Annotated in this window: 20 protein-coding genes; 8 read left to right on the top strand and 12 right to left on the bottom strand. The window is 63.7% G+C overall.

Annotated features, from left to right (window positions below; translation table 11 throughout):
* The first annotated feature begins 65 nt into the window (after positions 1-65).
* From BSG08_RS10735 to BSG08_RS10725, 3 genes are all read left to right on the top strand, one after another.
* Entirely contained in the window at positions 66-404 is a 339-nt protein-coding gene (locus BSG08_RS10735; protein ID WP_093036377.1) for an STAS domain-containing protein, read from the top strand.
* Positions 376-918 (top strand): ATP-binding protein, encoded by a 543-nt coding sequence (locus BSG08_RS10730; RefSeq protein ID WP_245770665.1) that lies wholly within the window; start codon positions 376-378, stop codon positions 916-918. Before BSG08_RS10735 ends, BSG08_RS10730 begins: the two co-directional genes overlap by 29 nt.
* Positions 919-1,129: 211 nt before the next feature.
* A complete protein-coding gene (locus BSG08_RS10725) occupies positions 1,130-2,707 on the top strand; it encodes a gamma-glutamyltransferase family protein (RefSeq protein ID WP_093036374.1) in 1,578 nt (525 codons plus the stop codon).
* A 69-nt stretch (positions 2,708-2,776) separates the two neighbouring features.
* Here BSG08_RS10725 and hspQ read toward each other — a convergent pair whose 3' ends face one another.
* The gene (gene hspQ, locus BSG08_RS10720) at positions 2,777-3,103 is read right to left on the bottom strand and encodes a heat shock protein HspQ (protein ID WP_093036372.1); all 327 of its coding nucleotides are present in this window, start codon (positions 3,101-3,103) and stop codon (positions 2,777-2,779) included.
* Between the two features lie 190 nt (positions 3,104-3,293).
* Between hspQ and BSG08_RS10715 the strand changes: the two genes are divergently transcribed.
* Entirely contained in the window at positions 3,294-3,896 is a 603-nt protein-coding gene (locus tag BSG08_RS10715; RefSeq protein WP_093036369.1) for a transglycosylase SLT domain-containing protein, read from the top strand.
* A gap of 12 nt (positions 3,897-3,908) precedes the next feature.
* Here the strand turns inward: BSG08_RS10715 and BSG08_RS10710 are convergent, their stop codons facing one another.
* From BSG08_RS10710 to BSG08_RS10695, 4 genes are all read right to left on the bottom strand, one after another.
* Complete coding sequence (locus BSG08_RS10710) at positions 3,909-4,514, bottom strand: LolA family protein (protein WP_093036366.1); 606 nt, start codon at positions 4,512-4,514, stop codon at positions 3,909-3,911.
* A gap of 78 nt (positions 4,515-4,592) precedes the next feature.
* Entirely contained in the window at positions 4,593-7,475 is a 2,883-nt protein-coding gene (locus BSG08_RS10705) for a DNA translocase FtsK (RefSeq protein ID WP_093036363.1), read from the bottom strand.
* Between the two features lie 18 nt (positions 7,476-7,493).
* A complete protein-coding gene (locus BSG08_RS10700) occupies positions 7,494-8,672 on the bottom strand; it encodes an aminotransferase class I/II-fold pyridoxal phosphate-dependent enzyme (protein WP_093036360.1) in 1,179 nt (392 codons plus the stop codon).
* Between the two features lie 194 nt (positions 8,673-8,866).
* On the bottom strand, positions 8,867-10,195 hold the full coding sequence (locus BSG08_RS10695) for an amidase (protein ID WP_093036357.1): 1,329 nt from the start codon (positions 10,193-10,195) through the stop codon (positions 8,867-8,869).
* Positions 10,196-10,247: 52 nt separating this feature from the next.
* Here BSG08_RS10695 and BSG08_RS10690 point away from each other — a divergent pair, with 52 nt between their 5' ends.
* Positions 10,248-11,501, top strand: coding sequence for an FAD-dependent monooxygenase (locus BSG08_RS10690; RefSeq protein WP_093036354.1), 1,254 nt, complete (start codon positions 10,248-10,250; stop codon positions 11,499-11,501).
* Positions 11,502-11,778: 277 nt separating this feature from the next.
* Here the strand turns inward: BSG08_RS10690 and rsmD are convergent, their stop codons facing one another.
* On the bottom strand, positions 11,779-12,336 hold the full coding sequence (gene rsmD, locus BSG08_RS10685; RefSeq protein ID WP_093036352.1) for a 16S rRNA (guanine(966)-N(2))-methyltransferase RsmD: 558 nt from the start codon (positions 12,334-12,336) through the stop codon (positions 11,779-11,781).
* Entirely contained in the window at positions 12,333-13,538 is a 1,206-nt protein-coding gene (locus BSG08_RS10680) for an NAD(P)/FAD-dependent oxidoreductase (protein WP_093036349.1), read from the bottom strand. Before BSG08_RS10680 ends, rsmD begins: the two co-directional genes overlap by 4 nt.
* An 84-nt stretch (positions 13,539-13,622) precedes the next feature.
* Between BSG08_RS10680 and BSG08_RS10675 the strand changes: the two genes are divergently transcribed.
* Complete coding sequence (locus tag BSG08_RS10675) at positions 13,623-14,111, top strand: peroxiredoxin (RefSeq protein ID WP_093036346.1); 489 nt, start codon at positions 13,623-13,625, stop codon at positions 14,109-14,111.
* A 104-nt stretch (positions 14,112-14,215) separates the two neighbouring features.
* Here the strand turns inward: BSG08_RS10675 and BSG08_RS10670 are convergent, their stop codons facing one another.
* Genes BSG08_RS10670 through BSG08_RS10655 form a run of 4 tightly spaced genes read right to left on the bottom strand, consistent with a single transcriptional unit; the run spans position 14,216 to position 16,969 of the window.
* Positions 14,216-14,512 carry a 4a-hydroxytetrahydrobiopterin dehydratase gene (locus BSG08_RS10670; protein ID WP_093036343.1) on the bottom strand — a complete coding sequence of 99 codons (297 nt, stop codon included), beginning with the start codon at positions 14,510-14,512 and terminating at the stop codon, positions 14,216-14,218.
* On the bottom strand, positions 14,509-15,693 hold the full coding sequence (locus BSG08_RS10665) for a GNAT family N-acetyltransferase (protein ID WP_093036340.1): 1,185 nt from the start codon (positions 15,691-15,693) through the stop codon (positions 14,509-14,511). The genes BSG08_RS10670 and BSG08_RS10665 overlap by 4 nt, the downstream gene beginning before the upstream one ends.
* A gap of 50 nt (positions 15,694-15,743) precedes the next feature.
* On the bottom strand, positions 15,744-16,511 hold the full coding sequence (locus tag BSG08_RS10660) for a glycerophosphodiester phosphodiesterase family protein (RefSeq protein ID WP_093036337.1): 768 nt from the start codon (positions 16,509-16,511) through the stop codon (positions 15,744-15,746).
* Positions 16,508-16,969, bottom strand: coding sequence for a RidA family protein (locus BSG08_RS10655; protein WP_093036334.1), 462 nt, complete (start codon positions 16,967-16,969; stop codon positions 16,508-16,510). The genes BSG08_RS10660 and BSG08_RS10655 overlap by 4 nt, the downstream gene beginning before the upstream one ends.
* A 366-nt stretch (positions 16,970-17,335) precedes the next feature.
* Between BSG08_RS10655 and BSG08_RS10645 the strand changes: the two genes are divergently transcribed.
* Positions 17,336-18,136: an MlaA family lipoprotein gene (locus BSG08_RS10645; RefSeq protein ID WP_342742604.1), complete on the top strand. Its 801-nt coding sequence runs from the start codon at positions 17,336-17,338 to the stop codon at positions 18,134-18,136.
* Entirely contained in the window at positions 18,126-18,731 is a 606-nt protein-coding gene (locus BSG08_RS10640) for an MlaC/ttg2D family ABC transporter substrate-binding protein (protein ID WP_093036328.1), read from the top strand. Before BSG08_RS10645 ends, BSG08_RS10640 begins: the two co-directional genes overlap by 11 nt.
* A gap of 54 nt (positions 18,732-18,785) precedes the next feature.
* Here BSG08_RS10640 and BSG08_RS10635 read toward each other — a convergent pair whose 3' ends face one another.
* On the bottom strand, positions 18,786-20,921 hold the full coding sequence (locus BSG08_RS10635; RefSeq protein WP_175544759.1) for a transglycosylase domain-containing protein: 2,136 nt from the start codon (positions 20,919-20,921) through the stop codon (positions 18,786-18,788).
* Positions 20,922-21,173: the final 252 nt, after the last annotated feature.

Raw genomic sequence — 21,173 nt, 5'->3', positions numbered from 1 at the left:
ATACCGAATGGTAAGGAATCACGTCTAGCCTTGCCTGTATTACTACGTATCCGGCCGGAGGGACCATGGACCTGCATTCTGCAACGCATCATGACATGCACATAATCACCGTCAGTCAGCCGCGTATCGACGCCGCCGCCGCCGTCCGGTTCAAGGATGCGATGCGCGCGGCCACCGCAGAGGGTCCGGCGCATGTGGTGCTGGACCTGAGCAATGTCACCTTCGTGGATTCCAGCGGCCTCGGGGCCATCGTCGCCGCGAAGACACAGATGGGGGGCGACCGGCATCTCGATCTGGCGGGACTGACGCCAGACGTGGCAAGGGTGTTCCGGCTGACCCGAATGGACAGGGTTTTTGTCATTCACGAGGATATCCGTGCCCTCGCACCGCGCGCCACCGGGTGACCGGCAACGCCATGCGGTGCAATCCCGCCATGTCACGGGAATGATCACGGTAACATCACGGATGCGACCGCCGGATTTCACCCTCAGCCTCGCCGCCACGGAAATGGCGGTGCGCGCGGCCCTGGCCAACCTGCGCACATGCCTTGCCGCGCGAAAAATGCCGCCGGATCTTCTGAGCACTGTCGAACTGGCGCTGGCCGAAGCCCTGAACAATATCGTCGAACATGCCTACGCCCCGGATCGGCCGGGTGAAATCCGGCTGGCAGTGGTCCTGACTCGCGACCGGCTGCGCTGCACCCTGCGCGACCGGGGCACGCCACTGCCAGACATGGCGCTGCCCGATGACGATCCGCCCGATCCCGATGTGGCGCGCGACACCCTGCCAGAGGGCGGATTTGGCTGGTTCCTGATTCGCCACCTGACCGACGGGCTTTGCTACGCGCGAACCGGCGATGAAAACATCCTGACACTCGAATTCACGTTTGATGCTCGGAAAAACAACCATGACGTGTGACCGCCCTAATCTCACCGCAATCCGATCAAACTGCCGCCGCAGACCAGTGCAATCCATGATCCCGTAGCTGCATATGGCTTCCCTCGGTGTCGCGTGAATTAGCCCCCACCCAATGCGCGGCACCGAGGTTCTTGATTGCTCGCATCCCCCGATTGGCAAATCCCCACGCAACCCCTAGTGTCATCCCGATTGATGACACAAGGAACCCGACATGCGTGATTTCCACCTGCCCGGTCGTTCGGCCACCTTTGCCAGCAATGGCATGTGCGCCACTTCGCACCCGCTGGCCGCCAAAACCGCCATCGACATTCTCGAACGCGGCGGCAATGCGATGGATGCGGCGATTGCCGGGGCCGTTCTACTGGGTATCTGCGAGCCGCAGATGACCGGGATCGGCGGCGATTGCTTTGTGCTGTTCAACCGGCCCCGCGACCAGACCATCCACGCGCTCAACGGCTCGGGCCGCGCGCCCGCCGCCGCCTCGGCCGCCGCGCTGCGCGTCGCGGGACATGACACCGTGCCATTGCACAGCGCCCATGCGGTAACCATTCCCGGTGCGATCGACGCCTTTTGCCAACTCAGCGCGGATCACGGAAAACTTGGCCTCGACGCGCTGCTCGCCCCGGCGATCCGCTATGCCGAAGAGGGCGTGCCGGTCGCACCCCGCGTGGCCTTTGACTGGCCGACTGCGGGCAAGGCGCTTCAGGGCCATGGCATCGCCCATTTCATGCCCACGGGCGCGCCGCCCAGAGCAGGGCAGATCTTTCGCGCCCCCGGTCAGGCCGAGGTGCTGCGCCGCATCGCCCGCGACGGCCGTGCGGCATTCTACGAAGGGGAGGTGGCCGAGGATATGCTGGCCGCGCTCAACGCAACGGGCGGCGCTCACAGCGCAGAGGATTTCGCCGCCCAGCGCTGCGATTACACCACGCCCGTGAGCGGCGACTACAAGGGTACCAATCTGGTCGAGCATCCGCCCAACGGTCAGGGGGCCACGGCGATCCTGCTGCTGAATATCCTCAAGCATTTCGACATCGCGGGCATGGAGCCCTTTGGCGCAGAACGCACCCATATCGAGGCCGAGGCCACAAAACTGGCCTATGATGCACGCAACCGCTTCATCGCCGATCCCGATCACACGACCAAACTCGACTACATGCTATCCCCCGAGACGGCGGCGCGCCTTGCCGCGCTGATCGACCCCAAACGCGCCATGCCCGCCGCGAAACCGCTGACCGAAGCTGTGCATCGCGACACGATCTACATCACCGTGGTGGACCGCGACCGCATGGCGGTCTCGCTGATCTATTCGATCTTCCACGGTTTCGGCTCAGGCATCGCGTCGGAGAAGTTCGGCGTGCTGCTGCAGAACCGCGGCGCTGGCTTTACCCTTGAAGAGGGACACCCCAACGAGCTGGCGGGCGGCAAACGTCCCATGCACACGATCATCCCTGGCATGCTGACCGAACGAGACCGGGTGACCATGCCCTTTGGCGTAATGGGTGGCTCGTATCAATCGACCGGCCATGCACGAATGGTCTCGAACCTGCGCGATTTCGGGATGGATCCGCAATCGGCCGTCGACGCGCCACGCGCCTTTGCCGATCCGGCCGGACTCAAGCTGGAACGCGGCTATGCGCCGGAGGTGGCGCAGCGTCTCGCCGATCTGGGGCATCAGGTGATCACCCCGCCCGAGGCCATCGGCGGTGCGCAGGCGATCCTGATTCACGAGGACGGCGTGCTGGAGGGCGGCAGCGATCCGCGCAAGGATGGTTGCGCCTTGGGTTACTGAGGGGTTGGCAGGTTGACACCCACCCCAGCGGCAGGTCGCACGCAGGGTGGGTGCAAATTCATCTGTTCTTCAATTCAGCTGAAAATGCAGCGGATAGTGCCCGTCCTCGAAGGGCCCGAAGAGATCCGGGATATCCGGGTGATCCACCGGCTCTCCGGAATAATCGGCGACAAGGTTCTGCTCGCTGACATAGGCCACGTAATAGCTCTGCTCGTTCTCGGCCAGAAGGTGATAGAACGGCTGCTCCCGGGATGGACGGCTATCCTCGGGGATCGAGGCATACCATTCCTCGGTATTGGAAAATTGCGGATCGACGTCAAAGATCACCCCCCGAAAGGGATGTTTCTTGTGACGGACCACTTGCCCCAGGTAATATTTTGCACGCGTCTTGATCATTTCGCACTAGCCCCTACCACACATATTTACCGTTTCAAGGGCTGTTTGTCCAATCCTCGGAGCAATGATGCGGGAAACAGTCTGTGAACCCAACCTCGACAGCGAAAACCGGGCGACACTGATAAATTCGTGATTTCCCCTCCGGGTGGTTTCCATTACACTTGTGCAAAAAAAAGAAAGCGAGAGGCAGATGAGCAGAACTCTTCGCGCATTCATGCTGTTGTTGTTGCTGGCCTCCTGCGGAGGCGGCTCCGGCTATGGCACGGCACCGCGCAACCTTGAAAACGCCTGCGAAATCCTGCGCGAACGACCCGAATACGGGCGCGCCTTCGCCGCATCGGAACGCCGCTGGGGCGTACCCGCACATGTGCAGATGGCGACGATCTATCATGAAAGCCGATTCATCAGCGATGCACGCACCCCCTACCGCTTCACGCTCGGGGTGATCCCGATGGGCCGGCAGAGCTCGGCCCTTGGCTATAGCCAGGCGCTCGATGGCACATGGGACGAGTATCGCGCCGATACCGGCCGCCGTGGCGCGCGGCGCACCGATATCCATGACGCTGCGGATTTCATCGGCTGGTATATGGCCAAATCCAGCGAGCGGCTTGCGATCCCGCTGAACGACGCGCGCAACCAGTATCTTGCTTATCACGAGGGGCGCACCGGCTTTGCTCGCGGCAGCCACAATGGCAAGCCGTGGCTGCTGCGCGTCGCGAATGACGCGGATATTCGCGCGCAGGTCTATCACGCACAGCTGAGTCAGTGTCGGCAGGGGCGCGGCTTGGTCTGAAGACCGGCGCCCCTAGCGGTCGATCCGCATCCTGTCCCGACCGGGAATGACGAAATTCTCATCCGCAAGCTGAACTCCGGTCTGCAATTCTCCCAGCACCACCGTGGTTCGACTGCCACCACTGTCATTGATCACCCATTGCCGCAATTCGACCGGATTAGCGGTGAACACCAGGTCAATGCTGCCATAGTCGGGATTGTCCGGATCCTGCGCCCGGACCGTGGTGCTGGTTCCGTCGCTGACATGGCCGGTGACCATCCGCGCCCGCGTCAGATCCACATTGCGCGCCAGAATTATACTGAGCGGCGTGCGGTTCAGCGGATAGCCCTGCGGCCCATCATTCGAGCGCGGATCGATGATGCCCAGCGTCGCCCCGTCAGCCACAACCAGCGCTGCCTCGGGCGGATCATACTCGAACCGCACCCGACCGGGACGCCGGATCAGGATTTGGCCGGTGCTGATCGTGCCATCCTCGTTGATCTGGGTAAACTGCGCTCGCGCGGTGCCCAGACTGTTGAGATAGGTGGAAATCTCGCGCAGTGACAGCTTTTCCGCCGCCGCTGGCAGGCTCATCGCCAGCCATAGGGCGGGCACCATCAGGAATCGCATCTGTTTCATGATGCCTATGTATGATGCCCCGCCGGGCATTTCACCTCTGCGGGGTGCAAAAATTTTCACGCCCTGGCACCTCGCCGCCTATTGCGGCTCGGGCACCAGAACCTCGCGCTTGCCGACATGGTTGGCGCCGCTGACCACACCCTCGTCCTCCATCTGCTCGACAAGCCGCGCGGCCTTGTTATAGCCGATGGCCAGTTTGCGCTGGATATAGGAGGTCGAGCACTTGCGATCCTTGATCACGATCGCGACCGCCTGATCGTAAAGAGCGTCCTCGCCATCGGAATTACCGCCGCCCAGACCGAGCACCGCGTCGATGCTGTCGGCCCTATCCTCGTCGGGGCCCTGCAACACGCTGCCCAGATATTCGGGCGGCCCATAGGCCTTGAGGTGATTGACCACCTCCTCGACCTCTTCATCGCTGACGAAAGGCCCATGACAGCGGATGATCTTGCCACCCCCCGCCATGTAGAGCATGTCACCCATGCCCAACAGCTGCTCGGCCCCCATTTCCCCCAGAATGGTGCGGCTGTCGATCTTCGAGGTCACCTGAAACGAAATCCGAGTCGGGAAATTGGCCTTGATCGTGCCGGTGATCACATCCACCGACGGGCGCTGCGTGGCCATGATGAGATGAATGCCGGACGCCCGCGCCATCTGCGCCAGACGCTGGATGCAGGCCTCGATCTCCTTGCCTGCCACCATCATCAGATCCGCCATCTCATCGACGATCACCACGATATAGGGCATCTTCTCGGGCGCGAATTCCTCTGTCTCGAACACCGGCTCGCCGGTCTCGTCGTCGAATCCCGTCTGCACCGTGCGGCTGAACATCTCGCCCTTCGACAGCGCATCCTCGACGCGCCCGTTATAGCCGTCGATATTCCGCACGCCCATCTTGGACATCTTGCGATAGCGGTCCTCCATCTCGGCCACCACCCATTTGAGCGCGACCACGGCCTTCTTCGGATCGGTCACCACCGGGCTCATCAGATGCGGAATACCGTCATAGACGCTCAATTCGAGCATCTTGGGGTCAATCATGATCATCCGGCAATCCTCGGGCGTCAGCTTGTAAAGCAGGCTCAGGATCATCGTGTTGATCGCCACCGACTTGCCCGACCCGGTCGTCCCTGCAATCAGCAAATGCGGCATCTTGGCCAGATTGGCCACCACCGGATCCCCGGCGATATCCTTGCCAAGCGCCAGCGGCAGGCGCTGATTGCCGTCGCCATAGGCGCGGCTCGACAAGATCTCGCGAAAGCCAACCATCTCGCGGTTGTCATTGGGCAATTCGATCCCGATCACCGACCGCCCCGGCACCGTCGACACCCGCGCACTGAGCGCCGACATTGACCGTGCGATATCGTCGGCAAGACCGATGACCCGGCTCGCTTTCAGACCCGGCGCGGGCTCCAACTCGTACATCGTGACCACGGGTCCGGGGCGCACGCTCACGATCTCGCCCTTGACACCGTAATCATCAAGAACACTCTCCAGCATACGCGCATTCTCCTCCAGCGCGTCATTGCTCAGATGATACCGCTCGATCCGGGCCGGGTCCGACAACAGGCTGAGCGGCGGCAATTCATACTTCGGCTGCGACGGCTCATCGAATTGCAGCGTCGGCTGCACCTCGGCCATCGCGCGCGCCGAGGGTTGCGCGGGTTTGCGGGGGCCGGTCTGCACCAGATTGCGCGGCTCGGCCAGAGGGATGCGCGCAGCACCTGCCAAGGGCTGCGGCGCATAGTCCAAATCGTAGTCGTCTTCCGCATCGGGGTCATATCCGTCATCGTCCGCCTCGATGACCGCGTTCCGCATCGGCGCAGACGCCGCCGCCGCATGGCGCGCGGTCAGCGGCGGCTCAGGCGGCAGACCATGGCGCGGCGCGGCTTTCAGGATCAGCGGATCGGGCCCGCGCCCCCTCCCCTTGGTCAGGGGCGCAACGGCGCTGACCTCCGTGTCAGGGTTTAGCCGCCGCGCGCGGATCACATTGGAAATCTTCGCCCGGATACGGTCATCGCCGGGGATCTCGGCCATGCCTTGATATGCGGCGGTTTCAACCAGTTCCGGCTCGGGCATCCGGTCGGGTTTGCGAATCAACATCGGCATTCGCGCCAGCAATCCGCCCGGCTTCTCCCGCATCGGGGGCGTGCGATCCTCGTCCACCTGCGGCGCGTCAACAGACCGGCGCACCCGCGCGCCTCGCAACACCGGCTCTGCACGCCTGATCTCGACCGCCTCCGCCCGGCGCTCCCGCCGGTCGGCCAGCCGCGCCTGCATCACCTGACCAGCCCGCGCAGCCCCCCCCGCGCCGATACCCAGCAGCGTCCGCGTCGCGGCATAGGTCAGGATCATCCCGACCAGCAGAAACCTCCCGATCCGGCGCAGTTCCAACCGGGTAAAGCCCAGCACAAAGACGCCAAGCACCAGCATCACCACACCCAGAACCGGCGACAAGAGCTTGAGCCCAAGACTCGCGCCGACCGGCAGCACCCCCAGCAGCGTGCCCAGAACCGTATCGCCAAACAACCCGCCCAGCCCGAAACTATGGGTCGCCGCCCAGCCCGCTCCCGGTGTCAGCGACGCGGCATAAAGCGCAAGAACCGCCAGCCATATCGGCGCAAAGATGAGCCGCCCCACCGCGCGCTCCTCGCCCCGGTGCAACGCGAACCGCGCCCCCCAGACGCCGGGCACGATCGCAAGCCCCCATGACCCCCAGCCGATGATCATGAACAGCGGCGCGGCAACCGTAGATCCGATACGGCCCATCCAGTTCTGCACCGGCGCATCCGTGGCAGATATCCAGCTTGGATCGTCCGGGCTGTACGACAGCACCATGGCCGCCGCCATGGCCGACAGCACTATGAGCGCCAGCCCCAGCAGTTCCTTGCCGCGTTTCTCGATGGCTTCGGCCATTCTGCTGTCCAGCAAAGGATCACGTCCGCGCGTCTGATATGCCATTTGGTCCCTCGTCCTCGCTCATCCGTAAAGACAGTCGCGCAGGCGCATGAGCCCGCGCGCCATCTCGTCCTTCGGGGCCACCATGGCGACCCGGATATAACCCTTGCCGGGATTGTCGCCCCCGGCCTCCTGCCCCAGATAGGCTCCGGGCAGCACCCTCACGCCGGTCTCCTGCCAGAGCCGCAGCGCCGCCGCCTCACCATCTTCGACCGGCAGCCACAGAAAGAACCCCGCCTCAGGACTGCGATAGCCCGGCAGATTGCCCATGATCTCATCCGCCACCGCGTATTTCCCGGCATAGAGGCGGCGGTTCTCGATCACATGCGCCTCGTCGGCCCAGAGCCGCGCCGCCGCGTGCTGCAAGGGCATCGGCAGGGGGCTGCCCGCGTAATTGCGCAACTGCTTCATGGCCGCAATGCTCTTTGGTCCCGCCACGACAAAACCGCTGCGCAGCCCCGGCAGGTTCGACCGTTTCGACAGGCTGTGAAACGCCACGATCCGCTCGGGATCCGCGCCCATCTCCTGCGCCATCTGCAGGATACCCACCGGCGGCGTGTTGCGATAGATCTCGGCATAGCATTCATCGGCGAAGATGCGGAAATCGTGGCGCTCCGCTAGCCCGATCAGATCGGCCCAATAGGCCCGGTCCGCCACTGCGCCCTGCGGATTGGACGGCGAGCAGAGATAGACCACCGCCACCCGGTCCAGCACCTCGTCGCTGACCGCTCCGAAATCAGGCAGATACCCCGTCTGCCGCGTCGCGTTAAGGAACACCGGCTCCGCCGCCACGCTGAGGGCTGCAACCATATAGACCTGATAGAACGGATTGGGCAGCAGAACGACCGGCCTCAGCCCCCGCTTCTTCTCGGGGCAAAGCGCCATCATCGCATTATAAAGCCCTTCGCGCGTGCCGTTCAGCGCCATCACGCGGTTGCCCGGATCAAGCGTCACACCATAGCGCCGCCCGACCCAATCCGCCGCCGCCTCCAGCAGGGAGGGCATGCCCTCGTTGACCGGATATTGCCCGAACCCGTCGGCATATTCCGCGATCACATCGACAATCCAGCGTGGAAATTCGTGGCGCGGTTCGCCGATCGTCATATGCACCACTTCGCCGCCCGGCGCATGGGCGTCAAGCAGGCTCCGCAGGCGCGGAAACGCATAGGCCGGTAGGTTCGCAAACCGCTCGGGAAACATCTGGTACTGCCTCAATTTTCGGGATCATGCTCGCCCCGTTTGGGCCAAATCTACCCAAGCGCTGCCTTCAGGTCCAGCAAAACCAAGGGCTTGACAGGCCTATTGTGGCATTTTTGGCAGCGCCACGCCCCGCACCCGCCTTCACTGTTCCGAAAATACTCAAAAACCGCCATCCGCCCCGCGCGCTGACACCCTCAGATCAGCGCCGACTCCACCGCCGCGGCCACCCTCAGCAGCCGCTCTTCCTGCATCGGCAGACCGCAGAGCATGATCCCGCAACCGGGCATTCCCGTTGGCAGTGTCACCGCGCAGAGACCCATCAGATTCCCCACCCGCGTGTTGCGCAGGGTCAGCAGGTTCTCGGTCACGTAATAGTCGGCATCGTTCATCAGCCGGTCCAGATCCGGGGGCAGATTGGGGGCCGAGGGCATCAGCACCGCATCATAGCCCGCAACCCGTGCAACCCAATGCGCGCGCAATTCCTCCAGCCTGCGCCAGGCGGCGACATAGTCGGCTGCACTGATCTCGCGCCCACTGCGGAACCGTTCCAGAATGGGGGCGAACATCTTGTCCGGCGCAGCCTCGATCACATCACGCCACAGACCATAAGCCTCGCCGGTGAACAGCGCGGGCGACAGCGGCATCGCCTCGGCCACTTCCTCCGACTTGATCTCCTCGACGACGGCGCCCGCCTCGCGCAACCGCGCAACCGCGGCCTCATAGGCCGCGCCCGGCTCGGGTCGGATATCGTCCAGCACCACGGTTTGCAGCGCCGCAAACCGCAAACCCCGGATCGTCGCGCCGCGCAGATCCATCCCTCTGCCTCCCTCCAGCGCTGCCAGCATCAGCGCCGCATCCTCGACCGAGCGCGCCAGCGGCCCCACCGTGTCGAATTTGGCGCAGAGCGGCACCACACCCCGCAAAGAGACCCGCCCGGCGGTGGTCTTCAACCCCACAAGATCGTTCCACGCCGAGGGAATGCGCACCGACCCGCCGGTATCCGACCCGATCCCGCAGGCAGCCAGACCAAAGGCCACGCTCGCCGCCGCACCAGAGGATGACCCCCCCGGCACGGCATCTGCGTCATTCACACAAGGCGGCGTCGCCGTCACCGGGTTCAGCCCCAGCCCGGAAAACGCCAGTTCGCTCATATGCGTCTTGCCCAGACACACCAGCCCGGCGGCGGTTGCATTGCGCAGCACCTCGGCGTCGTGTTCCGGCACCCGGCCTTTCAGCAGGGCCGATCCCGCCTCGGTCGCGACCCCCGCACTGTCGAACAGGTCTTTCCAGCTGATCGGCACTCCGTCGAGCGGTCCCAGCCGCTGCCCCGCCCGCGCCCGCGCACCCGCCGCCGCCGCCTCGGCCCGTGCCCTCTCGTGCGTCACCACGCTATAGATGCGCGCGCGCAGCGGATGCGCGTCGATCGCCGCCAGATAGGTTTCGGTCAGCGCTTCCGGGTCGATTTCGCCACGCCCGATCCCGCGACCCAGATCGCCCGCCGTCATCCTCAGCCAGTCCCGCATCGCGCTGCTCCCTCTCACTTGTCAGAAATCATTGCTAGCGGCAGAGCGGCGCATGGACAATCCCGCGCGCACCGACATATTGAACAGCATGGAGCATGACAGCGATATCCTGATCATTGGCGGTGGCCTCAACGGCCCCACCCTCGCCCTTGCCGCGGCACGTGCAGGTCTCACCAGCACGGTGATCGACGCGCTACCCGAACCCACCCGCAGGAACGCCGCCTTCGACGGTCGCGCCTACGCGCTGGCCCTCGCCTCGGTGCGGCTCCTGCGCAATCTGCGCATTTGGGACCGGGTGGCGGAGAACGCCCAGCCGATGCTGGAAATCAAGGTCTCGGACGGGCGTGCAGGCCAGGGTCCATCGCCCTTCTTCCTGCATTTCGACCATGCCGAGATCGAGGAAGGGCCGATGGGCCACATGCTCGAGGATCGATTCCTGCGCCGCGCCCTGATCGACGCGATGAAAGAGACGCCAGAGATCACGCAAGTCTCAGGCGATACGGTCACCGCGCAAGAGGCGGATATCACGAGCGTCACGATCACGCTTGCCTCGGGCAAGGTGTTGCGCGGGCGGCTTCTCGTGGGCGCAGACGGACGCGCCTCGGGTACGGCGGCACGCGCGGGCATCCGGCGCACCGGTTGGGGCTATCGCCAGACCGCGCTTGTCGCCGCAATCGAACACGAGCGGCCCCATCACGGCATAGCGCATCAGTTCTTCATGCCGCCCGGCCCGCTCGCCATCTTGCCCCTGCCGGGCAATGTCAGTTCCATCGTCTGGTCCGAGACCGACGAGACCGCCGCCCGTTTCTCCGCCCTTTCTGACGACGCCTTCATGGAGGTGCTGCGCCCCCGCTTTGGCGATTTTCTGGGCGCGATTAAGCTGCGCGGCAAGCGCTATACCTACCCGCTGAATCTCACCATCGCCAACAGTTTTATAGCCGACCGCCTCGCCCTCATCGGTGACGCCGCCCATGGTATGCACCCGATTGCAGGTCAGGGCCTCAACGCCGGGCTGCGCGACGTGGCAGCACTGGCGCAGGTGGTGACCGAGGCCAGCCACCGGGGCGAGGACATCGCTGCCACCGATGTGCTCTCCCGCTACCAGCAATGGCGCCGTTTTGACACCGCGACACTCGCCATGGCCACCGACCTTACCAACCGGCTTTTCTCCAACGACAATCCCCTCCTGCGCGCCGCCCGTGATCTCGGCATGGGGGCGCTCGGCCATATGCCCGCCTTGCGCCGGGGCTTCATCCGCGAGGCAGCGGGGCTGACGGGGGATCTGCCGGAGTTGATGAGAGGGTGAGGGTGTGAGGGCGGTATTTGGCCTTGATCAGACGTTCGCCCCGAGCACCCATGCGCGGAATCAAGGTGCCGCAGGCACCGCCGCGCAGCGCTCGTCCGCCCCCTCGGGCGGGTGCTTTTGCAACGGCTCAACTCATTGATAACCCGGAAGGGTTTGGCAGGCATAAAGTGCCAGCCGACTAAGTTGCTGCGCCCACCCGGCGGACGGGCTCCGCGCAGCTCATCGCTCGGGGCTAACGTCTAATCAAAGCAACAATTACCGCATTCAACACACGCCCCTACACCCGCTCCAGAAACCGTATCACCGTATCGCCATACCGCCGCTCCTCGATCAACCGCAAACCCTCAGGAGGGGTGATCGCGGCACTTTCCTCCCACACGATCAGCGCCTCCTCGGCAATCCACCCCCCGACCAACGTCGCCGCCAGCGCTTCCTCTCCCAACCCCTTTCCATAGGGCGGATCGAGGAATACCAGACTATGCGGCGCACCAGAATTCCTCCCCGGCTTGCGCGCATCCACCGGGAAAACCCGCACCTGATCCTCAGCCCGGCACAGCCCGATATTCTGCCGCAGAAGCGACAGTGCCTTGCGCCCGTTCTCGATGAAACTGACCGAGGCCGCCCCACGCGACAGCGCCTCCAGCCCGAGCGCGCCGGTGCCCGCAAAAACATCCAGCACTTGCGCGCCCGTCACAGGATCGCCGTAACCCCCGGCCAGCACGTTAAAGAGACTCTCGCGCACCCTATCGCTCGTCGGGCGCAGATGTGCCGCCGCATCCCCCTTGCCGACGCTGGCCAACGCCCGCCCACGATGCGCGCCGCCAATGATCCTCACGGCTTCAGAAGCGGCTTCAGATCGGCCCCGGCATCCGCAACAATCGCAGGATCGGCACTCTTGCCCGCATCAATCAACCGCTTGCCCACCATATAGGCGCGCGGATCGTTCATCGCGTCGACGGCCAGCAACTGATCGCCCCTGAAGTACCAGAACGACACCGCCTCACCACCGTCGCGCGTCACGATCCGGTCATAGCCGGTGCTCAGCCCGGTGATCTGCAACTTCACATCATACTGATCCGACCAGAACCACGGCTGCGGCACGTATTCCTGCCCCTTGCCCATGATGTTGCCCGCCACACATTCCGCCATGTCGATTGCATTCGGCACGCTCTCCAGCCGCAGCAGCCCATCGCCATGCGGAAAGGACGCGCAATCACCCGCAGCCCAGATCGCCGGATCGCTGGTGCGGCCCTGCGCATCGACCACGATACCGTTCTGGGTCTCCAGCCCCGCCGCCTCAGCCAGCGCCGTATCCGGCAGGATGCCGACACCGACGATCACCATGTCCAGATCGATCTCGGAGCCATCCGTCAGCCGCGCGCCGCTCACCCGCCCGGCACCCAACAAGCGCTCCAGCCCGACACCTTCGCGAATATCCACTCCGTGCTGCCCATGCAGCGCACGGAAATAATCCGAGGTCTCTTTCGCCGCCACGCGCTGCAATATCCGCTCGGCCATCTCGACCAGCGTGACCTGCATGCCGCGCGAGGCCGCCACCGCCGCGGCCTCCAGCCCGATATAACCGCCACCCACAATCAGGACCCGCGCGCCCGCGACAAATCCCGGCGCCATGGCATCCACATCTGCCAGCGTGCGCACCACATGCACCCCACCCAGATCGCCGCCAATCGCAGCAGGCAGCCGCCGCGGCAGCGATCCGGTCGTCAGCACCAGATGCTGATACCCCAGCCGCTCCTCGCCCATCACCACCTCCTGCACCGCCCGGTCGATACCTGTCACCCGGACCCCAAGCCGCAGATCAATGCCCGCTTCGGCATAAAAACTCTCGGGCCGCAGATAGAGCCGCTCCAGCACCATCTCTCCCAGCAGGTATTTCTTTGACAGCGGCGGGCGCTGATAGGGCAGCACCGGCTCTGCGCCGATCAGCGTTATGCTGCCTGCGTAACCCTCCGCTCGCAATTTCGCCACCAGCGAGGCACCGGCCTGCCCGGCCCCGATCACCACAACTCCCGACATCCTGCTCTCCCGAATTTCCGTGGTCACTCAGACATGATCCGCTATATACTCATCCGGAATCCGTTTGACAGACAAGGAACGATCATGACCATTTCAACAGGCGACAAACTCCCTGACGCAACGTTTCTGCAATTGGGCGACAGCGGCCCGCAGGAAATTTCCCTCGCCGATCGCACCAGAGGCCGCAAAGTGGTGATCTTTGCCGTGCCCGGGGCCTACACGCCCACCTGTTCTTCCGCCCATGTCCCCAGTTTCGTGCGTACCAAGGCGCAGTTCGACGCCAAAGGCGTCGATGAAATCATCTGCATCAGCGTCAATGATCCGTTCGTGATGAAGTCATGGGCCGCCGCCACCGGCGCCGCCGAGGCCGGGTTGACCATGCTTTCGGACCCGCATAGCGCCTTCACCAGAACTATCGGCATGGATTTCGACGCCCCCCCGGCAGGCCTCTATGGCCGTTCCAAACGCTACGCCATGCTGGTTGAGGACGGCACCGTCAAACTGCTTCACGCCGAGCAAAGCCCCGGCACCTGCGAAGTCACGGCAGGCGAAGCGCTGCTCGCGGCGATGTGAGAACGCCGGCGCCCGGAACGGGCGACACCGCTCCGGGCCATTTGCGGTCAGTTGCCAACATGCCGGATTTCATCCGACCCCAAACACTGAGATCCAACCGCACCTCAGCCCGCCAGCCCATCCATCTTGCGGGCCAGCTTTACGTCAAGCGCGCTCAGCCCGCCCACGTCATGCGTGGTCAGCGTGACCTGAACCTTGTTGTAGACATTGAACCATTCCGGATGGTGGTTCCATTTCTCGGCCCAGATCGCCGCGCGGGTCATGAACCCGAAGGCCTCGATGAAATCGCCGAACCTGAACTCCTTGCAGATCGCATCGCGCGTCTCATCAAGGCTCCAGCCGTTCTCCAGCAAAGGCGTCAGCGTGGTTTTCCGGGCAGTGTCGCTCAGATGTTCGCTCATTGGTGATCCTCCATCTCGGTTTTCCGGAACGGGCCATAGCCGGTGAGGATCTCGATATCCTGATCCACGGCGGCGCGTTCAGCCTCCAGGTAATGCGCGACCGCCTCGGCAAAGCCAGGATCGCGTAGCCAGTGCAGCGATTGCGTGGCCACCGGAAGATAGCCGCGCGCCAGCTTGTGTTCACCCTGTGCGCCGGCCTCGACCCTCCTCAGCCCCTCGTCAATCGCAAACTCTATGGCTTTATAATAGCATAGCTCGAAATGCAGACAGGGATGTTCCTCGATACATCCCCAGTAACGGCCATAAAGCGCCGAGGCGCCGATCAGGTTCATCGCGCCCGCCACCGGGTGCCCGTCGCGCATCGCCAGCACCAGCAGGATGTCGTCACGCAACGTTTCGTGCGCGCACACGAAAAAGCCGCGCGTGAGATAGGGCATGCCCCATTTTCGTGCGCCGGTATCCTGATAGAAGGTCCAGATCGCATCCCAGTGCTCTGGCCTAATCTGATCGCCGGTGAGTGTCACGATTTCGCCGCCAAAGCCCTGCGCGCGGGCACGCTCCTTGCGGATCGCCTTGCGCTTGCGCGATGACAGATCCGCTAGAAACCCCTCGAAATCGCGGTAGCCGCGATTGACCCAGTGGTATTGCTGCGTGCGTCGCACCATCAGACCAAGCGCTGCCGCCGCCCGCGCCTCATCCTCGGAGCAGAAGGTGAGGTGCAGCGACGACAGCCCGCTGCGTTCCGCCACCTCGACCGCGCCCGCCACCAGCGCTGCACGGCCCGTTTCCTCATACCCCGGTCGCGTCAGCAGCCGCCGTCCGGTCACCGGCGTGAAGGGCACCGCGATCTGCAATTTTGGATAATATCGCCCGCCCGCCCGCTCATAGGCATGCGCCCAGTTATGATCGAAGATGTATTCACCCTGACTGTGCGACTTGAGATAGAGCGGCGCGCAGGCGATCACCTGCGTCCCCTCCTGCGCCGTCATGTAACGCGGAACCCAACCGCTGCCGACGCCGACAGATCCGCTGTCCTCCAGCGCCTTGAGAAAGTGGTAGGTGGTGAACGGATCCTCTGGCCTGCCGCCCGCTGCCTCGGGACAGGCGCAGGCATCCCACGCCTCTGCCCCGATTTCCGTCAGGCGCTCGTGCAGGCTGATCGTGATTGCGCTCTGCGTCATCGGTTCTGCCCTGTCTGCCTGCGCTCTATCTGTGCCGGTCGCAACAGGGATCAAGCCGGGATCGCGGGCAGATATCCCTCGAACGTGATGTTATCCGCCACCCGCCGCGCCTTTGCCTCGGCGCGGGCCGAACGCACGGTCCAGCACAGTAGCGCCGCACCCTGCGCACGCAACTCCGCCAGGCGCGGTCGGTCCAGATCGGCAATGTCATGGCTGACGAAAACCGATCCGCTCGCGGCATAATCGGGAATGTCGCGCAGCCTGTCGCGGATGCCGGACGGCAAGAGCGGCCAATCCGCCGCCGTGTAACCACAGGTCACGATCCCGCGCGGCACATCCGGGGCGAGGTCCGCCATATGTATCACCATATGCGGGTTGAACGACATCACCGCCACCGGCCCGGCATAGCCTGCCAGGCACTCGGCGGCGGCACGCTCCAGCGCGCCGTCGCCTGATCCCATCCGTCCCTCCTGATCCTTGAGTTCCACCAGCAGCGGCACCCGTCCGGCCACGAGCGTGAGAATCTCCGCAAATTCGGGGATGCCCTCGTCGCCACCCCTGAGCGGGATCCGGCGCAAATCCGCCGCATCGCGCTGTCGCACCGGACCCTTTTCCATCGTCAGCCGCTTCAAATCGTAATCGTGAAACACCATCGCCCGCCCGTCACGGCTGAGTTGCAGGTCGATCTCGATGCCATAGCCTGCCGCGATCGCCGCGCGGATGCTTGCGCGCGAATTCTCGGGTCGCCCCCGGGCCACGTCATGCAGCCCGCGGTGCGCCAGCGGCACCCGGCGGAACTCTTCCGGCAATGCGCTCATCTGATCTGAAACACCCCGTCGATCTCGACCGCAACACCAAACGGCAGGGAGACAGCCGAGACCGCAGCGCGCGCATGCCTGCCCGCCTCGCCCAATGCTTCGCCGATGAAATCAGAGGCCCCGTTGATCACCTGCGGCTGCTCGGTGAAATCGGCCGTCGAGTTGACGAACCCCGTCAGCTTGACGACCCGCACCAGCCGGTCCAGATCCCCGCCACAGGCCGCCTTGACCTGCGCCAGAAGCGCGATGGCACAGGCCCTCGCCGCCTCGGCTCCGGCGGCCACATCCATGTCATGACCCAGTTTGCCGGTGATCAGACCACTCTCGTCCTTGGCGATCTGACCCGAGACATGGAGTATGTCGCCCGCCTGAACATAAGGCACGTAATTAGCCGCAGGCGCAGGGGCCTCAGGCAGGGTCACACCCATTTCAGCAAGCTTCTTCTCGAACTGGCTCATTTCCGCATCTCCTGTTTTCCGGATCTTCGCGCCGACGCTAACCTCTGTCGCCAGCGAAGGAAATCGAAAATCCATATCGCTCCGTCCCAGCCTCGCCTCGCCGGAAGCCGTCTGTCATCCAATCGAAACCCCGCACCCGGTAGCGCGCGCGCAATTCTGCGTGAGCACCGCCACCATCGCGGCCTTTCCGCGCGCAACCCGGATCAATATCCTGCAGAAAACCCCTTGCGGATTAGGGAGTTTCAAAGCCACGGACAGCGTGTCGCCATTCTGCCACAGGCAGATAAACTCCTGTCGTGCCATGCTGGGTTTGCACGCCGGATCGATTATGTAACACTCCGGACACTTCATTTAGTGGATTTCATCTTGCTGCTGCCTGCAATCGCATCCCTTCTTCGCCATACACCACGCGCCGCAGCTCTGCTGGGGCTGGTAGTGATTGTGGCATGTGCGCGGCCCGACCCGTCAGCGCCGACGCAGGACATATTCGATCCCTACGAACAGTCGAACCGCGACGTGCATCAGTTCAACCGCAGCCTCGACCGGGCCTTTGTCCGGCCTGTGGCAAAAGGCTACAGCGCTGCGATTCCCGACGATATCGAAACCGTCATCGGGCGCGTCTCGCAAAACCTCTCGCTGCCCAGTGATATCATCAACAACATGCTGCAACTCAACATGCGTGGCGCCATTCAGGACACCGCGCGATTCGTGGTTAACAGCACCGTAGGCCTCGGCGGCACTTTCGACCCGGCCAGCGAAATGGGCATGGCCGCACCCACCAATACCGATTTCGGCGAAACGCTGCATGTCTGGGGGGCACGCGAGGGCGCCTATGTCGAACTGCCGGTGCTTGGCCCCTCGACCGAACGGGACACATGGGGCCTCGCGGTGGATCTCTTCACCAATCCGCTGACCTACATTCTTGATTCGCCCGAAAACCTGATCGGCACCGCAGCAGGCGTCGCATCCGGTCTGTCGAACCGCGAAAAATTCTCCGACACGATCGACCAGATTCTCTACGAGAGCGCAGACAGTTACGCACAGTCACGCTCGATCTACCTGCAAAATCGCCGGTTCAAGCTGGGCGGCACCTCTGGCAGCGTCTATGATGATCCCTATGATACACCCGCTCCATCAGAGGTTCTGGAGGATCCCTATGCCGAGTAACCTGACCCGTCGTCACCTTCTCACCACCGGCGCCGCCACCATTGTGCTGTCACTTCTGACCGCACCGGCCCTGGCGATGAACGACGCGCGCGCCCGCACGCTCATTGATGAGGTCGTGAGCGATATCAACCGCGTCATCGCCTCTGGCCAGCCGCTGTCTGGCATGATCTCGGATTTCGAGCGTATCTTCAGCCGTTATGCCGATGTCAGCATCATCGCCCGCTCGACGCTCGGAGCCGATGCCAACCGCATATCGGCGGCCCAGTTGCGCGCCTTTACCGACGCATTCAGGGGTTACATCGCACGCAAATACGGCAAACGGTTCAATGAATTCGTCGGAGGCCGGATCGAGGTGAATACCGTGCGGCAGGTCAAATCCTGGCACGAGGTGAAATCGACCGCCTATCTGCGCGGCCAGTCGCCGTTCGAGGTCAGCTTTCTGGTCTCCGACCGCTCGGGCAAGGATCTGTTCTTTGACATGATCATCGAAGGGATCAGCCTGCGGCTCAGCGAACGCACCGAGATCGGCGCGATGCTCGACCGGCGCAACGGCGACATCAACGCCCTGATCGAGGATCTCAAGCGCGCCGGCTGACCTCTGCTGGCGCACTCCCGGCTCTGCGACGGTTCCCCTTTTGCGGGCGCCGTTTCAGTTCATCCCGAAAAGACCGCGCAGGATATTCTCGATCGGATTACCGCTGGCCACCGGCGCACGGCGCCGCGGCAGGGGTTGCACCGGCTCAGGACGCGGCGCGGGGCGCAGCATCGGCAGCGGATTGGCGGGCAGCCCCTCATGCACGCGCACCATCGTTTCCTGCCAGATCTCCGCTGGCAATCCGCCGCCGGTTACTCCGGTCAGCGGCGTGTTGTCGTCATAGCCCATCCAAACCCCGGCCACATAATCCGCGCTGAAGCCGACGAACCACGCATCTCGCGCCGCCTGCGTCGTGCCGGTCTTGCCCGCAGCCTCACGTCCGGGCAGTCTGGCGCGCGTACCGGTACCGCTCTCCAGCACCCGACTCATCATGTAGATCAGCTCGCGCGCCGAACGCTCCTGGATCACCCGCTCGCCAATGCCGCCACCGCTGCCCATCAACGGCTCTTCCTCACCCATGAGTTTCAACTCGACCAGCCCGTAGGGTGTGACCGACGAGCCGCCATTGAGAATTCCGGCATAGGCGCCGGTCATCTCCAGAAGCGTGCTTTCCGAGGCACCAAGCGCCAGCGCCGGTCCGGCAGCCAGATCGCTCTCGATGCCAAAATCGCTGGCGACCTTGCGCACCACGTCGCGGCCCACCGTCTCGGACACCTTGACCGCCGGAATATTCAGCGATTGCGCCAGCGCCTGTGCCAGGGTCACGCGCCCCTTGTAGTCGCGGGTGTAGTTTTCCGGGCACCAGCGCCCCGATCCGGGGATGTTCAGGCAATAGGGTTCATCCACCACGACCGAATCGCTGCTGTGGCCAAGATCCAGCGCCGCGGCATAGACAAAGGGCTTGAACGCCGATCCGGTCTGCCGTCTGGCCTGAGTGGCGCGGTTGAAAGCCCCCACGACGCGCGTATCGCGCCCGCCAACCATGGCCCGCACCGCCCCATCCGCCGACATCACGACGATGGCGGCCTGGGCTTTGGATCCGTCGCGCACCTTGTTTTCGAAAATATATCGCATCGCCTCTTCAGTGGCGGTCTGGATCCGCTGATCCAGCGTCGTTCGGATGATCACATCCTCGGTCGTGTCGCGGGTGAAAAACTCGGGTCCCGAGGACATCACCCAATCTGCGAAATACCCGCCTGCCTGCCGTTCCGCCGCCTCGGACAGTTCCGCCGGATTGGCCAGCGCAACCGCCGCTTCCTCGTCGCTCAGATAACCCTGCCGCCGCATCAGCCCGATCACCACGCTGGCGCGGTTCTGCGACCGCGCGAGGTTTGCGGTCGGCGCAAGCGTCGAGGGGGCGGTCAGCAGTCCCGCGATCATCGCCCCCTCGGCGACATTCAGACTGGCCGCCGATTTGCCAAAATAGCGTTGCGCCGCAGCCTCTGCCCCATAGGCCCCACCGCCCAGATAGGCCCGGTTGAGATAGACCGACAAAATCTCGTTTTTGGTGTATTTCGCCTCCATTGCCAGCGCATAGGTTGCTTCCCTGGCCTTGCGCCAGAGCGAGGTGCGGCGGCAATCGGCCACATATTCGGCCTCACTCGCCCACTGGCTCTCGTCATACTCGACGCCGAAACACAAGAGCTTTGCCGTCTGCTGCGTGATCGTCGAGCCGCCATTGCCCGACAGCGGCCCGCGCCCTTCGCTCAGATTGATGCGGATGGCGCTGGCGATGCCGATGGGATCGACGCCCGGATGAAGATAGAACCGGCGATCCTCGGTGGCAATTACAGCATTCTTGAGATGCTTGCTGACCGAATCGGCTGTAACCACGCCGCCAAACTGATCGCCGCGCCAGGCAAAGACCTCGCCCTCGCGGTCCAGCAGAGTGACCGACCCCCGCGCGCGTCCGTCCATCAGCGCCTGAAACTCCGGCAGTGTCGTGTAGGTATAGGCGACGATACCCCCCACGACGAGCGCGATGATTGCCGTCACCCGCCAGCCGATCCCCCAGAGCAGCCGCAAGATCCAGCGCAGGATGCCACCGAACAACCGCACAACCGGGTTGCGCGACCTTGCCCTTGTGCGCCGCGCCGGTTTGACCTTGGCCTTGCGCGCGGGCTTGGCCAGCGCACCGCGTGTGCGTTTGGGGGCCACCAGCGGCGGTTTTCTGCGTCCTGAAATGCTCATGCTCGTCCTGCCCGGACCTGTTTCTTTGCCCCAGTCTATAGCGCCCGTCCGGAAATGTAGAGACCCAGACGCAGGTCATCGCAATTTCCATTTCGCCCATAATTTAGACATTCGTAAATTAATGCACACGAATTAATCATAATCTTCCCGCATCGCCCACAAAACATGCTCGCGCGCCTTCCAGACTCCGCGCAGAACGATTTTTCTGCGGATGCAAACAACGTGCTGAGACACCGCAAACCGAAGGGGGCA

Source organism: Roseovarius azorensis, from assembly GCF_900109455.1.
Lineage (GTDB): Bacteria > Pseudomonadota > Alphaproteobacteria > Rhodobacterales > Rhodobacteraceae > Roseovarius > Roseovarius azorensis.
The sequence above is the reverse complement of the archived record's forward strand: the minus strand, read 5'-3'. Positions and strand labels throughout refer to the sequence as shown.

Bases quoted from the DNA above. Each gene is read 5' to 3' on its own strand.
- BSG08_RS10735 (WP_093036377.1), top strand. From the start codon at position 66: ATGGACCTGCATTCTGCAACGCATCATGACATGCACATAATCACCGTC.
- BSG08_RS10725 (WP_093036374.1), top strand. From the start codon at position 1,130: ATGCGTGATTTCCACCTGCCCGGTCGTTCGGCCACCTTTGCCAGCAAT.
- hspQ (WP_093036372.1), bottom strand. From the start codon at position 3,103: ATGATCAAGACGCGTGCAAAATATTACCTGGGGCAAGTGGTCCGTCAC.
- BSG08_RS10715 (WP_093036369.1), top strand. From the start codon at position 3,294: ATGAGCAGAACTCTTCGCGCATTCATGCTGTTGTTGTTGCTGGCCTCC.
- BSG08_RS10710 (WP_093036366.1), bottom strand. From the start codon at position 4,514: ATGAAACAGATGCGATTCCTGATGGTGCCCGCCCTATGGCTGGCGATG.
- BSG08_RS10705 (WP_093036363.1), bottom strand. From the start codon at position 7,475: ATGGCATATCAGACGCGCGGACGTGATCCTTTGCTGGACAGCAGAATG.
- BSG08_RS10700 (WP_093036360.1), bottom strand. From the start codon at position 8,672: ATGTTTCCCGAGCGGTTTGCGAACCTACCGGCCTATGCGTTTCCGCGC.
- BSG08_RS10695 (WP_093036357.1), bottom strand. From the start codon at position 10,195: ATGCGGGACTGGCTGAGGATGACGGCGGGCGATCTGGGTCGCGGGATC.
- BSG08_RS10690 (WP_093036354.1), top strand. From the start codon at position 10,248: ATGGACAATCCCGCGCGCACCGACATATTGAACAGCATGGAGCATGAC.
- BSG08_RS10680 (WP_093036349.1), bottom strand. From the start codon at position 13,538: ATGTCGGGAGTTGTGGTGATCGGGGCCGGGCAGGCCGGTGCCTCGCTG.
- BSG08_RS10675 (WP_093036346.1), top strand. From the start codon at position 13,623: ATGACCATTTCAACAGGCGACAAACTCCCTGACGCAACGTTTCTGCAA.
- BSG08_RS10670 (WP_093036343.1), bottom strand. From the start codon at position 14,512: ATGAGCGAACATCTGAGCGACACTGCCCGGAAAACCACGCTGACGCCT.
- BSG08_RS10665 (WP_093036340.1), bottom strand. From the start codon at position 15,693: ATGACGCAGAGCGCAATCACGATCAGCCTGCACGAGCGCCTGACGGAA.
- BSG08_RS10660 (WP_093036337.1), bottom strand. From the start codon at position 16,511: ATGAGCGCATTGCCGGAAGAGTTCCGCCGGGTGCCGCTGGCGCACCGC.
- BSG08_RS10655 (WP_093036334.1), bottom strand. From the start codon at position 16,969: ATGAGCCAGTTCGAGAAGAAGCTTGCTGAAATGGGTGTGACCCTGCCT.
- BSG08_RS10640 (WP_093036328.1), top strand. From the start codon at position 18,126: ATGCCGAGTAACCTGACCCGTCGTCACCTTCTCACCACCGGCGCCGCC.
- BSG08_RS10635 (WP_175544759.1), bottom strand. From the start codon at position 20,921: ATGAGCATTTCAGGACGCAGAAAACCGCCGCTGGTGGCCCCCAAACGC.